Source organism: Candidatus Liberibacter brunswickensis, assembly GCF_036858155.1.
Lineage (GTDB): Bacteria > Pseudomonadota > Alphaproteobacteria > Rhizobiales > Rhizobiaceae > Liberibacter > Liberibacter brunswickensis.
In genome coordinates, this window is sequence record NZ_JAAEJX010000004.1 from 1 (window position 1) to 22335 (window position 22335).

Consider the following 22335-nt stretch of genomic DNA (forward strand, 5'->3'; position numbering starts at 1 on the left):
CTCCAATATGTGATCCCACTTGTTGCTTATAAAACCATCTAGCAACAAAACTCTTAAATACTCGTCCTAAACGTTCTCCTTTATCTAAAAACCAGATTTGCTCCCAAGGTCGGAGGCTCTGTTTTGGAAAGTTCAGAAACTGCGTTTAAAGGAGCAGTGGGGATAGGTGGATTTAACATATATGAATTAGGTAGAACGGGGTATAAGGCTGTAACAGCGGATTCAGAAAAACCTGAAGAACAAACGAAAAAAAGAGATAAGTTCACTCAACAGTTATCTAAACAAATCCCGTTTCAGAATATGTGGCAAACACAACTATTTCAGAATGTATTTCAATATAACATTTTAGATAACGTATTTGATTTTTTCAATGAAGGATACAAAGAACGTTCAGAACTTAGAAGAGAACAGAATAGGTTGAAGTATGATAAAAAAATCTAATCAATATGTCACTAGACAAGAGTTTAATGAGCTAAATACCAAATTTGAAAGTATTAATAAAGGTATAGATATAGATGAGATTTTATATATTCTTAATACGGCCAAAGGTATAGGTGCCTTTATTAAAGTGTTCGGTGGTTTAGCCACTGCAGGGGGCACTATAATATACTTTTTTCAAAATATTAAAATATGGTTGAAAGGATGATATCGTCTTTTATAACTGGTGGAATATTTAGTTTTTTACTTCTTTTTATCCCTTCTACTTTTGAAAAAATAGTAGATGTGGTATCCGAACATCTTATGCAAAAACGTTCAATAGAATATGAGAAGATGAAGTTAGAACAGGAAAGATTAAAAGTTGAGTTAGCAAAGCTAAACAACACTCAACAACTTAATCTTGAAGAGATCAAATCTGATAGTGAGGCCTTTAAAGTAGATCAACCTATCAGATTAGCAAAAGTTAAAGCTCAACAATCCAAAAGTGGTATTAAGTGGATAGATGGAGTACTGCTTTGGTACGACCTCTTGGAGCTTATTATTGGACTATGTTTTATCCGTTATTAGTTTGGTGGAGTGTGAAAGAGGGCATATTTGATAAAAGCCCCCTTTCAATATTAACCCCTTTTGAGCAAGAGATAATCTCTTGCATTTTAGGTTTTTGGTATGCTCATAAAATAGATCAGAAGAAAAGGGTTTAGAAGCTGTAGCTAAAACCTACACTGGTTAGGTGTTTGAAGATAAGAATATCTTCAAGCTTGTTCCCCCTCAAATCCTTCAGATTCCCAACATGAATTAAATTAATACCATATCTAATAAAAAAATCAGTATTCTCAGCAAAACGGTATGCTAAACTATGCCCCACGATAGAATGTCCTATATCAGCTTTCGTCACTATAACGCCTATTTCAAATCCGTATTTAAGATTTGGTGTTATTTTTGTGTACACAGATGAAACTGCTACCACCGATTTCATTTCATATGATGAGCTATATAATGAGTGTAATCCCAGCTGTACGTCAAGCCCTATTTCTTTAAAAAAATAGTCACTATTATTCGTATAATGTAAATCACCACCTAGGAATAAAGCGGCATCCACTTCAGCATAGGGATTCATAGTGAGGGATGCCCCGTATCCTGCTTTAAGCTTTGAAGTTAAACCCGTATTAGTAGCAGGCTGTCTTTCAAAAAGGTATTGTGCAAATTGATAATCTATGGTTGACAGGGTACTATCAATGGGATGATCTTTACCCAGTTTTGCATCATAATTTCCTATGCCCGTCACGGTTACAGATATTTTTTGTTCGCTACAAGTACTAGACGATGCTTGATATATATTACTCGCAAACACAAATAAAAATCACAACGTATAAACTAACCTACAATTCATTGCTATTTTCCTATTCCGCAACTTTAAATAAGAGATTCATAGTTTATCAACTATATTTAAGTCAATAGGTACAAGGCATTTAGTTATTAATCTATTAAAAGGTTGTGTATATGAACATCCCACCACTTTTAATATCTCTAATTAAACACTTTGAAGGTTTAAGATTAAAAGCTTATCGCTGTCCTGCGGGTGTTTGGGCTATTGGCTATGGTCATACTGGTTCAGATGTTTATGTAGGGATGATTATATCTCAACATCAAGCAGAAACTATTTTATATAAAGATGCCACGAAGTGTTTAAACCAAGTGTTTAAAGCTTCTCCAATTCTTAAATCAGCTAGTAATAATCGAATATCAGCGTTTGGAGATTTTGTGTTTAATCTAGGTATTGGTCAGTATCGTAGTAGTACTTTCAAGAAACGTATTGATGAATCTGATTGGCAAAACGCATCTATTGAATGTAAAAGATGGGTTTACTCCAGAGGTAGGAAGTTAAAAGGTTTAATTGCGAGAAGAGAGATTGAAGCTGAGTTGTTGTTAAAAAGTTAGAGTGATTAAAAGGTGTGAGGTGTATATTATAGGATTTTGGTTCGAAGATATAATAACTAGAGAAAAGAAAGGTATAAAACAATGAATAACTTTACAGGTTTTTTGTAGTAATAGTCATTCTTCGTGGTTCACTCTAACTTCTTCCCCCCGAGTTTTTAGGGCGAGAGAAAGAAAGTGATCAGAAAATATCTTCTTACTTAATGAGTTACTATAAACTTTTTACAGTAGCTACATTATTCGCGTAAGATTATTTATCTTCTGGTTTTTTTTAGAGTTATCTTCAGCTTCTTTAGTTCTATTTCCAGCTTCTTTATTTGCGGTGTTTTGAGCGTCTTCCGCCGCTTTCTTGGACTCTTGTGATTTATTAGATGCACCACATCCGCTCATTATAGCTATTGATGATAACAAAGATACTAACGCTATACTTTTATTTATATTCATAACTTATGTCCTTTTTGTTTATATTAGTTTTTACAATTTTAAATAAGTAATAACTAGCTTATCACCCGTATTTGATTCCAGAGGTAACCAGAATTTAGCTGTTAATTGGTTAAAATAGGAATGAATATACTTATTTTTCTATAATGCCTAACCCTATAATAGGTTAGACAAAATTATTTTAAAAAGCGCCGTTAAATAAATAGCTTATAATTTACTTGGTGCATCCGACAGGATTCGAACCTGTGGCCCTTGGAATCGGAATCCAATACTCTATCCAGCTGAGCTACGGATGCCCCTATTTTACATATATACTATATTGTTATAAGAAAAAAGTCTGGAATATTTATTGTTTTATTTTAAATGATTGATCAGGGTGTATAAAAATTTGAACTTGCTCATTCACTTTGTTATATCTTTGTTTAATAAGCTTGACTAATATTTCCCTTAATGTTCTTTAAATGTTCTTATTTTCCAATTTAGTTATTTGATTGAAACATTAACTTTGTTTCGGTAACTTATTCATGCTATTTTAAAAAAGGATTTAAACGTCGTTCTCTTCCTATAGTGCTATTAGAGCCATGTCCACAAACAAAGGATATTTCATCTCCTAAAGTGAGTATTTTGTTATTGATAGAGTTGATTAATTGTTGGTAATCTCCGTAGAGAAGGTCAGTTCTTCCGATATTATCTTTAAATAACGTATCTCCTAAATGAGCGAAATTATTTTCGAAATTGACGTAAATAACATGGCCAGGTGAATGTCCGGGGCAGTGAAATACTTTAAAAACATGCGTTCCAAGCGTTAGAATATCTCCGTCTTGTAGCCAACGGTCTGAAGAAGTATTGCGTGCATCCATGGGAACTGAAAGTAAATTAATTTGTTCTTTTATATTGGACATCATTGCAGCATCATCTTTATGGGGGCCTATAATTGTTAAAGATAAATCTTCTTTTAATTGAGCTGCTCCTCCTACATGGTCAATATGTCCGTGGGTAATCCAAATTTGTTTGACATTAAAATTACGAGATTTAATAACATCTTTTATTAAATCAATATCGCCACCAGGATCAACTATAACTGTTTCTAGGCTTTCTTCATCAAATAAAAACGTACAATTCTGTTTGAAGGGAGTAACGTTTACAATATGAAAAGATAATTTAGACATAGAATATCTCCTTTTCCAATTAATTATTCTCCAGCACTATAAGTATAGTTCAAATATTATTTATTATTGCAAGAACTAAAAAATATAATATGGTTATATTAATTATTAGATAAAAATCATATCATTAGTATTTCTATTCGCATCCTCCATTAGGAGTCATTAAGAATGCTTCGCCACAAGCTTTTGCCAAAGATCGGATTCGAAGTATGTAACGTTGTCGTTCTGTTGTGGATATTACGCCACGCGCATCTAAAAGATTAAATATATGAGATGCTTTGATACATTGGTCATAAGCAGGAAATACACATAAGTGATGGCTATGATTTTTGTTAGGAGATCCTTTTTTTAAAAGAGACAAGCATTCTTTTTCAGAATCTATAAAATGATTATGCAAAATGTTATAATCAGCGTATTCAAAGTTATAGCGTGAATATTCTTGTTCTTGTTGAATGAATATATCACCGTACAAAACGTTTTTTCCATTAACAGTATTGAATACAATATCATAAACGCTGTTGACATTTTGCACATACATTGCAAGTCTTTCGAGACCGTAAGTAATTTCTCCTGATATGGGAGAACATTCTATTCCACAAATTTGTTGAAAGTATGTGAATTGTGATATTTCCATTCCATCGCACCAGCATTCCCATCCTAATCCCCAAGCACCAAGAGTTGGGCTTTCCCAGTTATCTTCAACAAAACGTATATCATGGACAAGAGGATTTATTCCTACAGCTTGTAGAGATTCTATATAGAGATTTTGTAAATTAGATGGATTGGGTTTTATAATAACCTGAAACTGATAATAGTGTTGTAAACGATTTGGATTTTCAGCGTAACGTCCATCTAATGGTCTCCGAGATGGTTGTACATAAGCTGCTTTCCAAGATAGTGGGCCTAGTGCTCGTAAGGTAGTTGATGGATGAAAAGTTCCAGCACCAACTTCCATATCGTACGGTTGTAAAATCGTACATCCTTGTTTTGCCCAATATCTTGTTAAAATTAATATGATGTTTTGAAAAGAAAGATCATTTTTTTTATTATGAATGGGCGTCATATACTACCTTTCTTATAAGAGAGTATCTATTAAAAAAGTATTTATTGCTTATTAACAATTATTTTTTTGCATAACATAATGAAAATATTCAACATTTATATTATAAAGCAAGGCTTGTTGTTTTGTATATTTAAATTGTTTTACGAATATTATCATTCTTGACTAGATTATAATATCAAGACAGAATTGCAATTATTGTGAATCTATGATGAATAAATGCTAGATAATAGCGAATTTCTTGGTTTTAACGTTAGGATGATAGACTATTTAAGATCTTTATTACTAATATAATAGATTAATCCTTTTTTGGAATAATGTAATTGTTTTACAAGCGTTTTATAGATGTTTTACCGTTAATAAGTTCATTGACAAAGCGTGAATAAGATTGACCATTAGTTTTATGGAGGATAATAGGAGAGCGAAAGATTAACTTTCCACGCATTCCTTTGCGACCTGTAACTAGAATACGAGAAGCACATTCTCCTACTCTAGGATAAAGAGGAGTAATTTCTAGGGACCCTATTCTATTTGCACAAGCATTAACAATCTGCATGAGTGATTGAGGTCGTGCAATTAATGATAGTTGTCCTCCAGATCTCATTATAGCACACGCAGTTCGAATCCATTTTTCGAAAGAATCTGCTAGCATTACGTGTGCTTCTTCTTTTATTTTATCAGGCGTAAGAGTTCCTATTCTTTCGTTGAAAGGTGGATTCATGATAACATGGTCATAAAAGTTGTTTTTTAATCCAGCTATATTACGATTTTCTCCGTCTAATGTAACATCTACTTCAATTATGGAAATACGCTTAGAAATTTTTTTGTTCGCAGGCAATGCCAAAGTTTTGCGCGCATAGCTTGCCATCAATGGAGATCTTTCAACCAATAGAATTTTTGCTTCATGTAATCTAGAGGCAACAGCTAATCCAGCAGCACCTGCTCCTGCTCCAAGATCTGCAAGATGAAAGGAGCCTTTTGCATTTACTAAAGATGCTAAAATCATAGCATCCATTCCAGCACGATGTCCGCATGTTAATGGTTGTACTAGGTAGAACTTACCTTTATAAAAAGCATCAATTGTTTCATTTTCTAAGTTTTTTGCATTAATGGTGTTAAACATGTTTCTACTAAAAAGTTTTTTGGAAAGAACATTTATGATTCTAAAATATTTTGCCATTTGATACTGATATTTGTGATACATTATAAATTTATATTATATCAGGAATATTTGTGATTGTTTAGATTGTTATGAGGCTTCTTTATACAAGTAAATTAGGAGTACGTTATTTTTCATGAAAATGCTAAAAGACCTTACTGTCAAGGATATGGAAAGAGTAAATTCTCTTATTTTAAAACGAATTAATTCAGATGTTGGAATTATTCCAGATGTTATAAAGTATCTTATTTTTTCAGGAGGCAAAAGATTACGTCCTATGCTAACTTTAGTGACAGCATTGATGTTTGAGTATCGTGGAGATAGTCATGTATTATTGGCGTGTGCTATTGAATTTATTCATACGGCAACCCTTTTGCATGATGACGTTGTAGATGAAAGTGAATTGAGAAGAGGGAAAACTGCTGCTCGATTGGTATGGGGAAACCAAACAAGCGTTCTTGTTGGAGATTTTTTATTAAGTCAAGCTTTTCAAATGGTGATTGATACAAAATCTCAGGAAGCTTTAGAATCGTTAGCGTCGGTTGCGTGTGCTCTTTCGGAAGGTGAATTGCGACAATTATCTATATCAAAAAATATTAATGTTACAGAAGAAGATTATCTTCATGTTATAAGATCTAAAACAGCTGTATTGTTTTCTGCTGCATTGGAAGTATCTTCTTTTATTGCAGGAGTGCATGATTCAATTAGACAGTCTCTGAAGTCTTATGGGATGAATCTTGGAATTGCTTTTCAACTTGTTGATGATGTTTTAGATTATAGAGGAGAAGTCAGTAAGATGGGCAAGAATATTGGAGATGATTTTCGTAATGGTAAGCCTACTTTGCCAGTTATTCTTGCATTTCAAAGGGGAACAAATCAAGAAAAGAATTTTTGGAAATCTACCATTAATGATGGAAAAGTTAACGTAGAAAGTCTAAAAAAAGCTCTTATTATTATCAAAGATAGTAATGCATTAGTTGATACAGAGTGCAGAGCACATTATTATGGTCAGAAGGCTAAAGATTCTTTACAATGTTTGCCAAACAACAATTGGAAAACTTCTTTGATAGATGTAGTTGATTCTTGTCTCATGCGTCTTAATTAGAAATTGTAATATAAATATGGTGCAAGGAATTTTTTATAACAAAAAGTTTTAAAAATATACCTTATAGATTATTTTAAAGTAGTTTTGATATATATTTTTGTATATGTCAATGAAATATTCTTTTATAAGAAAAAACAACGCGTTTTTCAAAGTTATTTTTTCTATGATTTAATTTTTAAAATATTTATTAAGTGCTATTTTTTTACCGCATTAACGAGGTATTATATATATTATGGGTAGAAGAAATATACAAAAGATCCATTTTAAGGTATCTAAGTCTAAAAAAGCGCAAGAATCGTATGAAAAGTTTGTAAATATTTATGGTAATAGTACTTATGAAGAGGCAGATGTTATTGTTGTCTTGGGTGGAGATGGTTTTATGCTCCAGAATTTTTCTAACTTAAAGAAAAAACCCATGTATGGTATGAACTGCGGTTCTGTTGGTTTTCTGATGAATGAATATCGTGTAGAGAATCTTAAAGAGCGCTTATCTGTTGCTGTAGAATACATTTTTCATCCTTTAAAATTGACAGTTTTTGATTATAATAATTCTATATGTGCAGAAAATATTCTTGCTATCAATGAAGTTTCCATTATTAGAAAAACGGTTCATAAACAATTTGTTCAAGCAGCAAAGTTAAAAGTAAAAATAGATAATCAATTAAGGTTACCTGAATTAGTTTGTGATGGGTTGATTGTTTCTACTCCTATTGGTTCAACTGCGTATAATTTTTCTGCTCGTGGACCAATTTTACCTATGGGCTCTCCTCATTTAGCTCTGACTCCTGTGAGCCCTTTTAAGCCACGTCATTGGCATGGAGCTATTCTTCGCAATGACGTTATGATAGAAGTTCAGGTTTTAGAGCATGAGCAACGTCCTGTAATTGTTACTGCTGATAGATTAGCTATTGAATCAGTATTTCGAATTAATGTAATTCAATCCTTTGATGTGAGTATGCACATTCTATTTGATCCTGATAGGTCTTACTCAGATCGTATACTTGCTGCACAGTTTCCTTCTTAATGATTTGCAAATTATTTTTTAATTGCAAGTGCTGCTTTCATAAAATCGTCTAGATCTCCATTGAGTACATCTAAAGGTGAAGCTTTTGCTATATTAGTTCGTAAATCCTTGACCATTTGATATGGTTGTAAAACATATGATCGTATTTGCCTTCCCCATCCAATTTCTGTTTTGGAAGATTCTTTAATGTTTGTTATTTCTTCGCGTTTTTGTAATTCAATTTCATATAGTTTAGCTCGTAACATATTCCAAGCCTGAGCTTTGTTTTTATGTTGAGAACGTTCTTGCTGACATTGAACTACTACACCTGTTGGTATATGCGTAATGCGAACTGCTGAATCTGTTGTATTGACGTGCTGTCCACCTGCTCCAGAAGCTCTATATGTATCAATACGGCATTCACCTTCGTTTATGTCTATTTCAATAGATTCATCTACTACTGGATATACTAATATCGAACAGAAAGAAGTGTGGCGACGAGAATTACTATCATAGGGTGATATTCTTACTAGTCGATGAACTCCTTGTTCTTCCTTTAACCAACCATAAGCATTAGATCCTTTGATTAATAACGTAGCTGACTTAATGCCAGCTTCTTCTCCATCGTGAACATCTAGGATTTTTGTATTGAATTTTCTTTTTTCAGCCCATCTCATATACATTCTTAATAACATGCTTGCCCAGTCTTGGCTTTCTATTCCTCCTGCTCCGGGATGAACTTCAAGATAGGCATCGTTATAATCTGCTTCTCCATCAAGAAGGCTTTCGAATTGTTTGCATTCTACCTCTAATTTTAGTTTTTGAAGATTATATGAGGTTTCTTGCATTATTGAGGAATCGTTTTCTTCAATGGCAAGTTCTAAGAGTGTTATATTATCACAAAGCCGATGTTGCATTGCTTTTATAGAAGAAATAGTATTTTCTAGATGTTGACGTTCACGCATTAACATTTTAGCTTCTAACACGTTTTGCCATAAGTTAGGATCTTCTGTTTTGGTGTTCAGAAAACTTAATCTTTGTATTGCAGAATCCCAGTCAAAGAGACCTCCTAAGTAATTCAATCTCTTTTTTTATTTCATTTATTGTATTTTGTATATCGTTCGATGCCATGTTACTTTTCTATGTTTGGGAAAGGTTAATCATTATTTTATTATCCTAAAATATATAATCCAGAAAATTTAAACTAGTATAGTCCTTCACTTCCAGAATTAATTGCTTGATTAGCCTGGGGAGATCTTAAGAGGATTTCATCAGAAGAAACATTGCTATTTTCATCAATTACTGTATAAGTGTCCGCTGGTCCTGTACCAGGTTTAAAAGCTTCAACGATTGTATCAGGATCACCTTTTTTAGACAACATTCCTGTCCATTTATTAATAGGGAATAGAGTCATTCCTTCTGGAACAATAAAACGAGAGGGAGGGCTGTTTTTCGTTGCTTCTTTCATAAATGAATTAAAAATCGGTGCGGTAAGGGTGCTACCAGTCGCACGATTATTTAAAGGAGATGGAATATCATAACCAACATAAACTCCAGCTACAAGTGTAGGGGTATATCCTATAAACCATGTATCTCTGTAATTGCTTGTTGTTCCAGTTTTCCCAGCAACAGGTCTATTTAATTTTACTTTGCCTGCTGCAGTCCCGTGCTTAATAACCCCTTCTAACATAGATGTAATTTGATAAGCTGTCATAGGATCTAAAACTTGCTCTCGTTCATCTATTATTTCTGGTTCTTCTTGTCCGTTCCAAGTATCATAATTGCAATCATCGCAAATGCGTTTTTCTTGATTGAATATAGTTTTTCCAAACCTATCCTGTATGCGATCAATAAATGAAGGTTGAATTTGTTTACCACCATTTGCAAATACAGCATAGGCAGATACCATTCTTAAAACGGTTGTCTCTCCAGCTCCTAATGACATAGCTAAAACAGGGAGCATTTTATCATAAATTCCAAAGTTTTCGGCATAATCCGCTACAACTTCCATGCCCATATTATGTGCAAGGCGTACTGTCATGAGATTACGGGATTTTTCAAGCCCAAATCTCAAAGTAGATGCACCAAAAGATGTTTTACTATAATTTTCAGGTTTCCATATTTTCCCTCTAGAAACAATTTCAATCGGTCCATCCATAATTACTGAAGCAGGGGTATAGCCGCTATCTAATGCGGCTGCATATACAATTGGTTTAAAACAAGATCCAGGTTGGCGCATTGCTTGAGTAGAGCGATTAAATTCTGATTGTGAATAAGAGAATCCCCCTATGGTTGCAAGAATTCGCCCAGTACGAGGATCCATTGCAATTAATCCTCCTTGTACTTTGGGAATTTGACGTAGTCTCCATCCTTCATTTATATTCTCTACATAGATTACATCACCAGGAGATAAAACCTTGCGATTTTCTGGCTCTAAAGATGGGTCTTTATTTAAGTGATTGTAAGCCCATCGCATAGAATCTATTGTAATTATGTCCTTTTTCCGTTCAATTGACAATTTGCCATTAGAGCCGATAGTTGGTCGGATTCCTATGGTTATATGCGAATTGGATACTTCAAGCACAACAGCGATATTCCATTCGGGAACGTCATTCAAGGTAGGAATTGATGCTAGAGAATTCCCCCAGTCTGTTTTTAAGTCTATGTGTGTTATAGGGCCACGAAAACCATCATTTTGATCATAGTTAATGAGGCCATCTTGAAGTGCTTTTCGAGCATATAATTGCAATTTTGGATCAAGAGATGTTCGTACGGATAAACCATCTTCATAAAGTGCTTTTTCTCCATAACGATCAATAAGTTGACGCCTTACTTCTTCAGAAAAGTACTCTGTTCCAAAAAGGCGAGACCGATGTTGTTTGCTCTTTATCTTTAGTGGTTTACTCTTAGCTATAGTGGCTTGTTCTCTTGTTATATAACCATTTTCTTCCATACGATCAATGACCCAATTTCGTCGAGAAACTGCCGCTTTATGTTTTCGAAAAGGATCATAATTACTAGGCCCCTTAGGAAGAGCTGCTAGATAAGCTGCTTCTTCTATATTTAATTCACTCACCGATTTATTAAAATAAGTTAGAGCTGCGCTTGCTATACCATATGAATTAAATCCGAAAAAAATTTCATTCAAATAAAATTCTAGGATTTTTTCCTTGTCGTAAGCCTTTTCTAATCGAAAAGATAGGAGTATTTCCTTCATTTTTCGATCCATGGTTTGATTAGAGCTCAATAGGAAATTTTTTGCAACTTGCTGTGTTATAGTTGAAGCTCCTTCTGGACGTCGCCCATTAATAATGTTCTTTATGTTGTGAAGAATAGCTCGTAATATTCCAAATATGTCCACTCCCGAATGATGGTAAAAATTTTTATCTTCAGCAGAAACAAATGCGTATTTAACGTGTGCAGGAATTATTTGAATAGGTAAAAATAAGCGGTTCTCTTTTGCGTATTCCGCTATAAGTGATCCATTGCCAGCGTGAATCCTAGTAGTAACAGAAGGTGAATAGGAATTAAGGGAATCGTAATCAGGAAGATTTTGAGAAATCTTAGCTATATAAATGCTAGTTCCTAATATTGCACCTAGAATCGAATAAGTAGTAAACCCGAAAAAATATCCAATTAAGCTAATTATACGAGAATACAATATAAATTCCTCGAGAAGTTGATTGTAAAGTTACAGGACATTTGATTAAATACCCAATTTTTTGAAAATGTAATTTCATTCTAGGTATTTTACATTAGTTTTTATATCCAAGATAGTTTTTTATGCTTGATTGTCAAGAAAAACACATTATTTTCTTTCTAACTTTAATGTTAGATAGTTATTGTTAAATTAATCAATTAAATTTCTGATGTTGTATCTAAATTTTTATTACTTTTTTGCTATATAAGTATATATAAAGCTTACTAGTTGATTGTTACTTTACTGTTTTTTGAGTAATGTGTCGGCAAAATTATATGATTATTTTAAATAATATAAGGATTTACCTCTTCGAATAGGGTACATATGGTATCTGGAAAAGTTTGTTTTTAGGTTGTATGTTATCTCTGGGGTTTTCCCGATGTAAAAAATCGGTTTTTCCTATTTTCTATAAGTTGGTAGTTGATAGGAGTTTTTCGTTGGATTCTTCCACCAGGAAGGTCTTTGGATATATTTATAAGTTAGTTTGACTCATGCGCATGAATTTTTTTGAGCTGTTTGGTGCGATAAAACGGGGCACTTTGTATCTTGTTAAGTGCGCATTTGAGACCCAAAATATCTTTGTCATCAAGTGCTATCAATCTTATTTTCTGATTATTTATATAATTAAGATTTTTATGGTTGAATGCCTAGGAGAGATAAATTCATGGTTAATAAGATGCTTATTGATGCTTCGCATGTTGAAGAAACACGCGTTGTTGTCTTGCGAGATAATCGCGTTGAAGAACTAGATTTTGAATCTGAGCATAAAAAACAAATAAAAGGGAATATCTACCTTGCGAAGGTTACACGTGTAGAACCTTCTTTACAAGCAGCTTTTGTGGATTATGGAGGTAATCGGCATGGCTTTCTTCCTTTTCTTGAAATTCATCCTGATTATTATCAGATACCATTTTCTGATCGTCAGGCATTATTAAAATCTAATGTTGTTCAAACGGATAGTGAAGATGTAGTAAACGGTGACTTTGAGTCAGCTGAATTGGATAGCGACAATCAATTAGAGGAAAATGATACTGTCAAAGATATTTCTAAGGAAATACAAGAGGAATCCAAAATATGTGAAAGCAGTAATGTTGAAGATATTACGTTGGATTCATCCGAGAATATTTTTAAGAAGTTTAGAAGAAAATACTGCATTCAGGAAGTTATTAAGAATCGTCAAATTCTATTGGTACAGATAGTGAAGGAGGAGCGTGGAAACAAGGGAGCGGCGGTCACGACTTATCTTTCTTTAGCAGGGCGATACTCTGTTCTAATGCCTAATACTCCTAAAGGAGAGACTATTTCGCGTAAGATAACAAATCCTGTTGATCGCAAGAATCTTAAAGAAATTGCTCGTGGACTTGATGTCCCCGCAGGTATGGGAGTTATTCTCCGTACAGCAGGTGCATCTCGCATGAAGATTGAAATAAAACGTGATTTTGAATATCTCATGCGTCTTTGGGATAATGTTCGTGCATTAGCTCTGAACTCAGTTGCTCCTCATTTGGTATATGAAGAGGGTAATTTAATTAAGAGGGCGATTCGTGATCTTTATTGTAAAGATATATCAGAAATTATTGTTTCGGGAGATAAGGGATATCGTGAAGCAAAAGATTTCATGAAGCTCTTGATTCCTAGTTATGCTAAAATAGTTCGGCAATATAAAGATGTACATCCGATTTTCTTTCGTTCTGACATCGAAATTCAATTAGATTCTCTTCATCATACGGAAGTTATTCTTCCATCTAGGGGTTATCTTATTATTAATCAGACTGAAGCTCTTGTTGCAATAGATGTGAACTCAGGTCGTTCGACGCGAGAACATTGTATAGAAGATACTGCTCTTCAAACTAATTTAGAAGCTGCTGAGGAAATTGCACGACAACTTCGTCTTCGTGATTTATCGGGCTTAATAGTTATTGATTTTATTGATATGGAGGAAAAGAGAAATAATCGTGCTGTTGAAAAGAAATTCAAAGAAAGTTTAAAAAAGGATAGAGCTCGTGTTCAAGTAGGATCTATATCTCATTTTGGACTTTTGGAGATGTCTAGGCAACGTACTAGATCATCTGTTTTAGAAAGTACAACCAAAGTTTGTAGTCATTGCAAAGGATCAGGATACATTCGTTCTCAATCCTCTATATCATTAAGTATTCTAAGAAGCATACAAGAATATTTGCTACAACACACTACTCATAACATTATTGTTCATACGCATTCGGATGTTGTATTGTATTTATTGAATCAGAAACGTAATACAATTGTTGAATATGAGGTCAGATTTGGTGTTTCAATTAATATCATGATTGGGATACAACTAAAGGATAAGTTTTTTTATATTGAAAAAGGAACGCCTGTTCAATCTCCAGTGAAGATTGATCATGCAGTTGAATTTTCTAATACTCAAATATTAGAGAATAATTCTATCCAAGATAATAAAGATATTGAATATTCTCGGCAAGGTGATAATTTATTGCCGGATTTTAATTCGGAGTCATTGGTAGATATTAAAAGTAAATGTGATCAAAATATAAATTTAAAAAATGTGAATGATTCATCTGAGGAACATACGGGTATTGTTCGTAAAAGACGAAGGAGGCGTAGGCGTAGTAAGCGTCATACCGTGGATCATGGTGATGTTGTAGCATCTGATGTGCTAGGTTCTGTTCAAAATGTTGTTGATTGTTCATTTGATATGCACACGGAGCCTACCAATATAGAAAACAATTTTTCTGAAAGTAGTTCTAATGAATTTAAAGAGGATTCTGAAGTTTTGCCAGTTAATACTGAGAATAATTATGATATAGATAATGTTAATTCTAATTCTAATGGTTATTCTATTTTCAAGAAAACAAGATGGTGGAAGCGTCGTAAATAATCTATGTTATTGAAAATATTTATGATTTACAGGAAGACAATATTTGTGATTGTATTTTCTATATATTGCTATAATAAGTATTTTATTGTGATATATTAATTGTTAGTAAATGGTAAAACAAAGGAATAATTATATATTTTTTATGTGGAAGATAGTGATTATTTGTATGTTAGATTTTTTTAAATCAATTTGTTTCTTGGGAATAATTTTCTAAAATCCATGATTTTAAAGCATACAATTCTTTTAATGCTTGTAAAGGAGTCATTTCATCGGGTTTTAGTTCTTTTATTTTTTCAATGAATGTTTTATTTTTTTTAGATATGTCACTATGCATTTCTTGTATTGGAGGTTTTTGATAATTGTGTCGGATTTCTTTTTGATTATGGTTATATAATTTTTCAAATATTTTTAAAATATCATACGCTCGTGATGTAACCTTAAAAGGTAATCCTGCTAATTTCCCTACTTGTATTCCATAGGAATTAGTAGCTATTCCTGGAATTACTTTATGTAAAAAAATGATTTCTTCATTGCTTTCACTAATTTGTAAGGTAGCATTATGTAATCTTTCTAATTTTTTTGATAAATCTGTTAATTCATGAAAATGAGTTGCTAATAATCCTCTGCATCTATTAGTTTCATGTAAGTATTCTATAGTAGCCCATGCTATAGAAAGGCCATCTAACGTGGATGTTCCTCTTCCAATTTCATCTAAAATAATAAATGAATGATTGGTTGCTTGATTTAAGATTGATGCTGTCTCAATCATTTCAACCATAAAAGTAGATCGCCCACTTGCTAAATTATCAGCTGAACCAACTCGTGAAAATAATTTATCTACTATACCAATATGGGAATAAGATGCAGGAACATATGATCCCATTTGTGCCATTATAACAATAATAGCATTTTGACGTAGAAAAGTTGATTTTCCTCCCATATTAGGCCCTGTAAGTAGCCATATTTTTCCTTGATTTTGGTTGTTAGAGCAAGATAAATCACAGTCATTTGCTATAAAAGGTTTTGAAAATTTTTTTTTCAATGTTTTTTCAACTACGGGATGACGTCCATCTTTTACAATAAATTTTGTTGAATCATCAACTATTGGGCGACAATAATTTTGTTCGGTTGCTAATATAGATAAAGCAATAGATACATCAATGATAGATATCGCTTGTGAGGCATTATTCAGTAATTCTGATTGCTCTATTATATCATTAGATAGTGAATCAAAAGCTTCTAATTCAATTAACAGAGCTTTATTTGTGGCATTTGTTATACGATTTTCTAAATCAATAAGTTCAAGAGTGGTAAATCGACTTGAATTAGCCGTAGTTTGTCGATGAATAAAGCGTTTTTCATATTCCAAGTTTTTTTTAAGAACAATCGCATTGTTAGAAGTTAATTCGATAAAATACCCTAGATTATTGTTATGTTTTATTTTAAGATTTTTTATTTTTATTTCTTCTGCATATTTACATTGTAAAGATGCAATAACACGTTTTGATTGATCGCGTAGTAATCTGGTTTCATCTAAGGTTAAATCTGCTCCATCACGTAAAAATCCTCCATCTTTTTTAAAAATTGGTAATTCGTCAGACAACATTGATGAAAGTTTTTTTTCCAGAGATTGAGGTAGTTTTTTTAGTGTTTCCACTGAAGAATTTAATTCTTCTGGGAGATTGTTTTTTTTTAATATATTTAATATATCCGTTCCAGAACGTATACCGTCTCGAATGACAGCAAGATCTTTTGGTTCTCCTCTTCCTATTTTGAGACGAGAAATTGATCTTAGAATATCAGGAGCAGATTCCAGTATTATTTTTATAGATTTAATTAACATTGTATTCTTAATAAAAAAATCAATTGAATCGAGACGGTTATTAATTTGTTGTGAGTTAGTCAAAGGTGATGCAATTCTTTCGGCAAAAAGCCTTCCTCCAGCTCCTGTAATGCTATAATCAATTGTATTTAATAGAGATTCTTCTCTTGATCCTGAAATAGTGCGTAGGATTTCTAAGCTAGAACGTGCATAAGATTCAATAAATAATGTAGATTTTATATCTTCTTGTTCAGGAGATCCAATAGTTGCTTTATCTACTAATTGTGTTTTTTTTATGTAAGAAATTATTGCTGCTATTGCTGTTTTTTCAACTTGAGAGAATGATCCAAAAGTATCCACGGTTGTTATCTTATAGTATTCAGAGATACGTCTATCAGCAATCGAGTGATCGAAAAAGACATTTGGTTGTGCTATTGCGATATTACTAAATGTTTCAAAGTATGATTTGTATTCAGCATTTGATAGTTCTTTTTCAGAAAAGATGATTTCCCGTGGATCTATTCGCATGATATCTGAAATCAATCTATTGCTATTTGAACTTGATGTTTTGAAAATTCCTGTGGATATATCAATCCATGCTATGGACCATTCTGTTCGAATACGAGCAACTGCCATGAGATAATTTGAATCTGTTGGAGAAAGCAATTGATCTTCGGTAATTGTCCCAGGTGTTATAAGACGAACAACATTTCTTCTTACTAAAGATTTATTGCCACGTTTTTTTGCTTCAAGAGGAGACTCAATCTGTTCACATATAGCAATTCGATATCCTATTTTTATTAGTTTTTGAATATAATGATCTGCAGTATGTATTGGAACTCCACACATGGGAATATCTTTCCCTAAGTTTTTTCCTCTTTTCGTTAAGGTAATTCCAAGGCAACGGGATGCTACGATAGCATCATCAAAAAATAATTCATAAAAATCACCCATTCTATAAAATAGTAAACTATCAGGATTAACGGATTTTATTTCTATATACTGACGCATCATAGGAGTCGAAGAATTTAATTCTTCTTCTGTATTAATTTTTTTAGAGAAAGATTCTTGTTTAGATAAAAACTCTTTTGTCATGTATTATAAGATTCCTTGCATTTCTAGGAATAGAGTAATTTAGATAATAAGTAAATTAAAGAGATTTCCTATTTTGAAATCAATATTTTATTTTTTATTATATCTAAGTATAATGTCATTATATATTATAAAACATGCTCCAATAGATATAAAAAGATCAGCAAGATTAAAAATTGCAAAGTACCAAGTTTTGGTATGTATCATTATATAATCAATAACATATCCATATAAGCAGTGATCTACTACATTCCCTAGTGCTCCAGCTATAATAAGAATGTATCCCATATCAAGTAATATTTTTTTTTGAGTGTTTTTCTTCCATATAAAAATAATTATAGCTATTATTAAGATGCGGATACTTACAATTATTTTAGGTGATATATTGGATAACATTGAAAAGGATATGCCAGTGTTATGTGTCAAATATAAAGTAAAAAAAGGAAAAATATTCTTAGGACTATGAAGATTTAAACAAGAATCGAGTATAATTTTAACTGATTGATCTAATATTAAGAGACATATGAGTGAAAGAAACATAACTAGACGATAAGAAATCATTTTATAAAACCTTTAAATTATTTCTCATTAATTATGCTCAACTTTAGAGCAACTTGGATTTATAATCTTGGTAATAATCCTATCTTTAATGTGGCAGATTCATAAGATATATTGTAGTGTAAAAACGTTAGACTATTTTGCTATTTGTTTAAGCCAAATGTAGCATTCTTCTTACGATCAATACACGTACCAAAGTTTTATAAAAAGTATGATTACAAGTAAACGCACGTCATTTTAATAATTATCTAATTTTTGAGAGTGATTTTTTCTTTTAATAAATTGAGACGATATTTTAAGTTTTTTCCTGATTTAAAAAAAGGAACCATTTTTTCTTCAACAGAAACAACTTTTCTGGCAAGTGGAGCTTTCGCTAATCTTGCAGCACGCTTTCTTACAGAAAAAGATCCGAATCCTCGTATTTCTACTCGTCTACCATTTGCAAGGGCCTTTGTCATCTCTTCCAATAGAGTATTAACTATTTTTTCAACATTACTATGATTAATTTTTGGATTTTTTTTTGAAAGCTTGTCTATTAAGGAAGACTTGATCATAATACTTTCCCTATATTAAATAATACAACTAATTTTGAGGATTCCATATTGATAATAATCCCTGCATGTTTGTTTTTTCGGTAGATGTAATAACTTCATCTATTATTCCTGTTAATTTATTTTTAAAATTAAAGAACCAATATTCTTTTGGAGGATTCCAGTCTTTAATTTTTGTCACATTTTTGTCTAGTCCAAGTTCATACAAGCTGTTCCAGACTTCATCTCTTCCTCCTATTGTATCTACTAATCCTAATTTCTTAGCTCTAGATCCTGTCCAAATACTTCCATCGGATAAGGTCAACATTTTATCATATGGGATATTACGACTTTTAGAAACAATTTTTACGAACCAATGATAACTGTCACTTACCAAATTTTGAAGTTTTTTTATACCTTCTGGATTCGTTTCTGAAAAAGGAGATGGCTCTCCCTTTAATGGAGATGACTTAATTGTTTTGTATGATACCCCCAATTTATCTAACAAATGTTTAACGTTTGGGAACTGAAGTATTACACCTATAGATCCAATTATTGAGCTATTTGATGCAACTATAGTATTGCTAGCACATGCTATCATATATGCGGCAGATGCGGCCATAGAGCGAGCTTCAGCAACTACTGGTTTGTGAAGCTTTACTTTTTGTATGGCATTAAATATTTGCTCACCTGCATATGCTGATCCTCCTGGAGAAGATAGTGATACTATCAGGGCCTTCACAGAATCGTCTTTGTCAATGTTTGCAATTCGTTCTAATAATTCAGGATTATCATCTATTGTCCCTAGTATTGAAATCCTTGCTACATGTGGACTTTTATCTTCATAAATATAATTCCAGCAAATGTATGCTAATATTAGCAATATTAACTTTGATATAACACTTCTGGTCTTAATTTTTTTTATTTTTTCAAGAAACATTTGCATATACAAAACACCACCTACTACGATTTCCTACTTCATCACTCTAATTACATTCCATATGATAGTAAATGAATAATTAATTTTTTTGTTTTTCTGCACAGAATTATTTTGATTAAATTATAAAAAAATATTTATTATTCTGAAATTGTAAACTTTATAATTGTAGTATAGGTAATAATTATGTAACATCAAAGAGATAACTGCAATTTAATTGGAATGTCTCTCCTTTTATAGTATGGATAATATAAATCAGTTGGATAAAAGAGATAAAATATTATTGCAAGGAATAAAATATCGTAGTCATGTTAGGTCTATTAGATTATTGAAGTTTTTTTTGCCTTTTATGATGATATTATTGGCATTTTGGTTTTGTTTTTCTTCTTGGGAACGTATTAGAACTTTTTCTAAACCCTTTATAGATCTATTTGACATGGAACCTATGGTTATGAAAAAATTTATTCTATCTAATTATAGTAAGGATAGTATTAGATATTCATTAGTTGCAGAAAGTGCAAAAGCTGGCTTTAACAGTAAAAATATTTTCTTTTTGAAAAATTTTGAATTAATTGTGCCTACACAATCACCGGATAACTTGATAATTTTTGCGCATTCTGCAGATCTTGATTTACGTCGTAATATTTTGGATATTAATAAACCTTTTAAAATGAAATTTAAGGATAGTATTCAATTAGATTTTAAAAGTGCTATTCTAGATATAAATAAAATCTATATAAGTAGTTTACATCCTGTTACAGTTACACACTCGGATTTTGTTATTTCTGCACAATCTTCTCAAATAGATCAAAGTAGTAAAAGCGCGAAGTTTATAGGGCAAGTGTCGGTAATAATGAACCCTGAAATTTTGCAGGGGAAAAATAATTAATTCATTGGAAACTATTTTGTTTAGTATTTTTGACTAGTGCTTTTTGAATATTATGTATAAACATTTATTAGTATTTTTATTCGTATTATCTAGATTTAATTTGTCTCAAGCATCAGATAATTATGTAACAAGATTTAAAATGTTTGGGAATGAAAAAATTCATATTAAGAGTGATATATTGGATGTTAGAGATGATGTTCAAAAAGCTTTTTTTTTAGGGAATGTACGATTAAGTCAAGGAGATTTTACCTTGCAAGCTGAAGAAATGACTTTCTATTATCGCAATACTGATAATAACAATATTAATAGTGATAAAATTGATCGTATGGATATAGAAAGAAATATTGTTATAAGGTCAGGGTCAATTAAGACTATGGCTAGCAATGGTTATTTTGATTTTAAAAATAGGGTTTTGGTATTGGGTAAAGGCAGTGGGGAAAAAGTAATATTAGAAGAGAATATAAATACATTTTTTGGATGTAAGTTGATTGTTAATTTAGATACGAATGTTGCTAATTTACAAGGATGCGGATCTGATCAGGTGAGATCTATAATTCATTATAATTAGAAAGATATAGCAACTATTAGGAAGTTCCTAAGGATTTAAGATGATGCAGTGTAAGCATAGTAATGTTTTGCAAGAAAGTTGTTTGTCTGCACGTTCTTTAACTAAAAAGTATAATTCATCATATGTAGTTAAGAATATAGGATTAGATGTTAACCCTGGTGAAATTGTTGGATTGCTTGGTCCTAATGGAGCTGGTAAAACAACCCTTTTCTATATGATAACAGGTTTAATTGCAGTAGATAATGGTTTTATTAAAATTGATGGACATGATGTAACTAAAATGCCTATGTATAGGCGTGCCCGTTTTGGAATTAGTTATTTGCCACAAGAAGCTTCAATTTTTCGAGGATTAACCGTTGAAGAAAATATTCTTGCAGTTTTGGAGCTGTACGAAAAAGATAAGAATAAGCGTCGTGAAAGATTAGATTGTCTTTTGAAAGAGTTTAATATTGTAAAATTGCGCTACGTATTAGCGCCATTATTATCTGGAGGACAAAGAAGGCGTGTGGAAATAGCTCGCTCTCTTGTTAGTTGTCCTTCTTACATATTGCTTGATGAGCCATTTTCTGGAGTAGATCCTGTTGCTATTTTTGATATACAGGTTCTAATTAGAGATTTAGCTTCTCGTGGAATTGGTGTCTTGATAACAGATCATAATGTATATGAAACATTGAAATTAATTGATCGTGCCTATATAATTCATGCGGGAGAGGTCCTCGCTAATGGAACAGTAAAAGATATTGTTGATAATAAAGATGTAAGAAGCCTATATCTAGGTAACAAGTTTGAATTCTAAGAATAATTAATGGTGTTTTTATTTTTAAATTTATTTTTTTTGAATCACAAAATTAAAAACAAATTAGATAGAATATTCACTGAAAAATAATTATTTGTCGATTACTAAAATAAGGACACCTTGTAGGTGTCCTTATGCGCAATAAAAATATATTATGAAAATTTTTTATAAAAATTGTTTATGAAACTTTATAATAGATAATTCCTAGTATAATATCCGTAAGGAAAGTAATAAAAATACACTGGTTTTATAATAAAC

The 22335-nt window shown here is 32.0% G+C and carries 20 protein-coding genes, 1 tRNA gene and 1 pseudogene; 10 read left to right on the plus strand and 12 right to left on the minus strand.

The window, feature by feature from the left end:
- Positions 1 to 123: 123 nt before the first annotated feature.
- From GY664_RS01385 to GY664_RS01395, 3 genes and pseudogenes are all read left to right on the plus strand, one after another.
- On the plus strand, positions 124 to 441 hold the full coding sequence (locus tag GY664_RS01385) for a hypothetical protein (RefSeq protein ID WP_333947674.1): 318 nt from the start codon (positions 124 to 126) through the stop codon (positions 439 to 441).
- Entirely contained in the window at positions 425 to 646 is a 222-nt protein-coding gene (locus tag GY664_RS01390) for a hypothetical protein (RefSeq protein ID WP_333947675.1), read from the plus strand. The genes GY664_RS01385 and GY664_RS01390 overlap by 17 nt, the downstream gene beginning before the upstream one ends.
- Positions 643 to 1139: pseudogene (locus tag GY664_RS01395) on the plus strand (hypothetical protein). Before GY664_RS01390 ends, GY664_RS01395 begins: the two are co-directional and overlap by 4 nt.
- Here the strand turns inward: GY664_RS01395 and GY664_RS01400 are convergent.
- Complete coding sequence (locus GY664_RS01400; protein ID WP_333947676.1) at positions 1136 to 1723, minus strand: hypothetical protein; 588 nt, start codon at positions 1721 to 1723, stop codon at positions 1136 to 1138. The pseudogene GY664_RS01395 and the gene GY664_RS01400 sit on opposite strands and share 4 nt — an antisense overlap.
- 215 nt (positions 1724 to 1938) lie before the next feature.
- Between GY664_RS01400 and GY664_RS01405 the strand changes: the two genes are divergently transcribed.
- Positions 1939 to 2376: a lysozyme gene (locus GY664_RS01405; protein WP_333947677.1), complete on the plus strand. Its 438-nt coding sequence runs from the start codon at positions 1939 to 1941 to the stop codon at positions 2374 to 2376.
- 228 nt (positions 2377 to 2604) lie between these two features.
- On the opposite strand, the gene GY664_RS01410 is transcribed toward GY664_RS01405, so the two are convergent.
- From GY664_RS01410 to GY664_RS01430, 5 genes are all read right to left on the minus strand, one after another.
- The gene (locus GY664_RS01410; protein ID WP_333947678.1) at positions 2605 to 2817 is read right to left on the minus strand and encodes a hypothetical protein; all 213 of its coding nucleotides are present in this window, start codon (positions 2815 to 2817) and stop codon (positions 2605 to 2607) included.
- A 216-nt stretch (positions 2818 to 3033) separates the two neighbouring features.
- Positions 3034 to 3110 (minus strand) — tRNA-Arg (locus tag GY664_RS01415).
- A 231-nt stretch (positions 3111 to 3341) separates the two neighbouring features.
- Positions 3342 to 3983 (minus strand): MBL fold metallo-hydrolase, encoded by a 642-nt coding sequence (locus GY664_RS01420; protein WP_333947679.1) that lies wholly within the window; start codon positions 3981 to 3983, stop codon positions 3342 to 3344.
- A gap of 133 nt (positions 3984 to 4116) precedes the next feature.
- A complete protein-coding gene (locus GY664_RS01425) occupies positions 4117 to 5043 on the minus strand; it encodes a glycine--tRNA ligase subunit alpha (RefSeq protein ID WP_333947680.1) in 927 nt (308 codons plus the stop codon).
- A gap of 325 nt (positions 5044 to 5368) precedes the next feature.
- The gene (locus GY664_RS01430) at positions 5369 to 6163 is read right to left on the minus strand and encodes a tRNA1(Val) (adenine(37)-N6)-methyltransferase (protein WP_333947681.1); all 795 of its coding nucleotides are present in this window, start codon (positions 6161 to 6163) and stop codon (positions 5369 to 5371) included.
- A gap of 172 nt (positions 6164 to 6335) precedes the next feature.
- Here GY664_RS01430 and GY664_RS01435 point away from each other — a divergent pair, with 172 nt between their 5' ends.
- Both GY664_RS01435 and GY664_RS01440 read left to right on the plus strand, forming a co-directional pair.
- Positions 6336 to 7304 (plus strand): polyprenyl synthetase family protein, encoded by a 969-nt coding sequence (locus GY664_RS01435; RefSeq protein WP_333947682.1) that lies wholly within the window; start codon positions 6336 to 6338, stop codon positions 7302 to 7304.
- Positions 7305 to 7536: 232 nt separating this feature from the next.
- A complete protein-coding gene (locus GY664_RS01440; protein WP_333947683.1) occupies positions 7537 to 8328 on the plus strand; it encodes an NAD kinase in 792 nt (263 codons plus the stop codon).
- A gap of 11 nt (positions 8329 to 8339) precedes the next feature.
- Here GY664_RS01440 and prfB read toward each other — a convergent pair.
- Both prfB and GY664_RS01450 read right to left on the minus strand, forming a co-directional pair.
- Positions 8340 to 9438, minus strand: a protein-coding gene (prfB, locus tag GY664_RS01445) for a peptide chain release factor 2 (protein WP_333947684.1) whose coding sequence is annotated in 2 segments (ribosomal slippage) — positions 8340 to 9365 and positions 9367 to 9438 — 1098 coding nt in all. Because the reading frame shifts where the segments join, the coding sequence is not laid out codon by codon here.
- 73 nt (positions 9439 to 9511) lie between these two features.
- Complete coding sequence (locus GY664_RS01450) at positions 9512 to 11956, minus strand: penicillin-binding protein 1A (RefSeq protein WP_333947758.1); 2445 nt, start codon at positions 11954 to 11956, stop codon at positions 9512 to 9514.
- Positions 11957 to 12671: 715 nt separating this feature from the next.
- Between GY664_RS01450 and GY664_RS01455 the strand changes: the two genes are divergently transcribed.
- The gene (locus GY664_RS01455; RefSeq protein ID WP_333947685.1) at positions 12672 to 14885 is read left to right on the plus strand and encodes an Rne/Rng family ribonuclease; all 2214 of its coding nucleotides are present in this window, start codon (positions 12672 to 12674) and stop codon (positions 14883 to 14885) included.
- 184 nt (positions 14886 to 15069) lie between these two features.
- Here the strand turns inward: GY664_RS01455 and mutS are convergent, their stop codons facing one another.
- From mutS to sppA, 4 genes are all read right to left on the minus strand, one after another.
- Entirely contained in the window at positions 15070 to 17802 is a 2733-nt protein-coding gene (gene mutS, locus GY664_RS01460) for a DNA mismatch repair protein MutS (protein ID WP_333947686.1), read from the minus strand.
- A gap of 87 nt (positions 17803 to 17889) precedes the next feature.
- The gene (lspA, locus tag GY664_RS01465; RefSeq protein WP_333947687.1) at positions 17890 to 18360 is read right to left on the minus strand and encodes a signal peptidase II; all 471 of its coding nucleotides are present in this window, start codon (positions 18358 to 18360) and stop codon (positions 17890 to 17892) included.
- A 245-nt stretch (positions 18361 to 18605) separates the two neighbouring features.
- On the minus strand, positions 18606 to 18911 hold the full coding sequence (locus tag GY664_RS01470) for an integration host factor subunit beta (RefSeq protein WP_333947688.1): 306 nt from the start codon (positions 18909 to 18911) through the stop codon (positions 18606 to 18608).
- Between the two features lie 28 nt (positions 18912 to 18939).
- Positions 18940 to 19833 (minus strand): signal peptide peptidase SppA, encoded by an 894-nt coding sequence (gene sppA, locus GY664_RS01475; RefSeq protein WP_333947689.1) that lies wholly within the window; start codon positions 19831 to 19833, stop codon positions 18940 to 18942.
- 250 nt (positions 19834 to 20083) lie between these two features.
- Between sppA and lptC the strand changes: the two genes are divergently transcribed.
- The 3 genes from lptC to lptB all read left to right on the plus strand — a co-directional run bounded on the left by lptC (position 20084) and on the right by lptB (position 22077).
- Entirely contained in the window at positions 20084 to 20713 is a 630-nt protein-coding gene (lptC, locus tag GY664_RS01480; protein WP_333947690.1) for an LPS export ABC transporter periplasmic protein LptC, read from the plus strand.
- Between the two features lie 139 nt (positions 20714 to 20852).
- Positions 20853 to 21281, plus strand: a complete 429-nt coding sequence (locus GY664_RS01485; protein ID WP_333947691.1) for an LptA/OstA family protein — start codon at positions 20853 to 20855, stop codon at positions 21279 to 21281.
- A 40-nt stretch (positions 21282 to 21321) separates the two neighbouring features.
- A complete protein-coding gene (lptB, locus tag GY664_RS01490) occupies positions 21322 to 22077 on the plus strand; it encodes an LPS export ABC transporter ATP-binding protein (protein WP_333947692.1) in 756 nt (251 codons plus the stop codon).
- The last annotated feature ends 258 nt before the right edge of the window (positions 22078 to 22335 follow it).

Bases quoted from the DNA above. Each gene is read 5' to 3' on its own strand.
- GY664_RS01390 (WP_333947675.1), top strand. From the start codon at position 425: ATGATAAAAAAATCTAATCAATATGTCACTAGACAAGAGTTTAATGAG.
- GY664_RS01405 (WP_333947677.1), top strand. From the start codon at position 1,939: ATGAACATCCCACCACTTTTAATATCTCTAATTAAACACTTTGAAGGT.
- GY664_RS01410 (WP_333947678.1), bottom strand. From the start codon at position 2,817: ATGAATATAAATAAAAGTATAGCGTTAGTATCTTTGTTATCATCAATA.
- GY664_RS01420 (WP_333947679.1), bottom strand. From the start codon at position 3,983: ATGTCTAAATTATCTTTTCATATTGTAAACGTTACTCCCTTCAAACAG.
- GY664_RS01425 (WP_333947680.1), bottom strand. From the start codon at position 5,043: ATGACGCCCATTCATAATAAAAAAAATGATCTTTCTTTTCAAAACATC.
- GY664_RS01430 (WP_333947681.1), bottom strand. From the start codon at position 6,163: ATGTTTAACACCATTAATGCAAAAAACTTAGAAAATGAAACAATTGAT.
- GY664_RS01435 (WP_333947682.1), top strand. From the start codon at position 6,336: ATGAAAATGCTAAAAGACCTTACTGTCAAGGATATGGAAAGAGTAAAT.
- GY664_RS01440 (WP_333947683.1), top strand. From the start codon at position 7,537: ATGGGTAGAAGAAATATACAAAAGATCCATTTTAAGGTATCTAAGTCT.
- GY664_RS01455 (WP_333947685.1), top strand. From the start codon at position 12,672: ATGGTTAATAAGATGCTTATTGATGCTTCGCATGTTGAAGAAACACGC.
- mutS (WP_333947686.1), bottom strand. From the start codon at position 17,802: ATGACAAAAGAGTTTTTATCTAAACAAGAATCTTTCTCTAAAAAAATT.
- lspA (WP_333947687.1), bottom strand. From the start codon at position 18,360: ATGATTTCTTATCGTCTAGTTATGTTTCTTTCACTCATATGTCTCTTA.
- GY664_RS01470 (WP_333947688.1), bottom strand. From the start codon at position 18,911: ATGATCAAGTCTTCCTTAATAGACAAGCTTTCAAAAAAAAATCCAAAA.
- sppA (WP_333947689.1), bottom strand. From the start codon at position 19,833: ATGCAAATGTTTCTTGAAAAAATAAAAAAAATTAAGACCAGAAGTGTT.
- GY664_RS01485 (WP_333947691.1), top strand. From the start codon at position 20,853: ATGTTTGGGAATGAAAAAATTCATATTAAGAGTGATATATTGGATGTT.
- lptB (WP_333947692.1), top strand. From the start codon at position 21,322: ATGATGCAGTGTAAGCATAGTAATGTTTTGCAAGAAAGTTGTTTGTCT.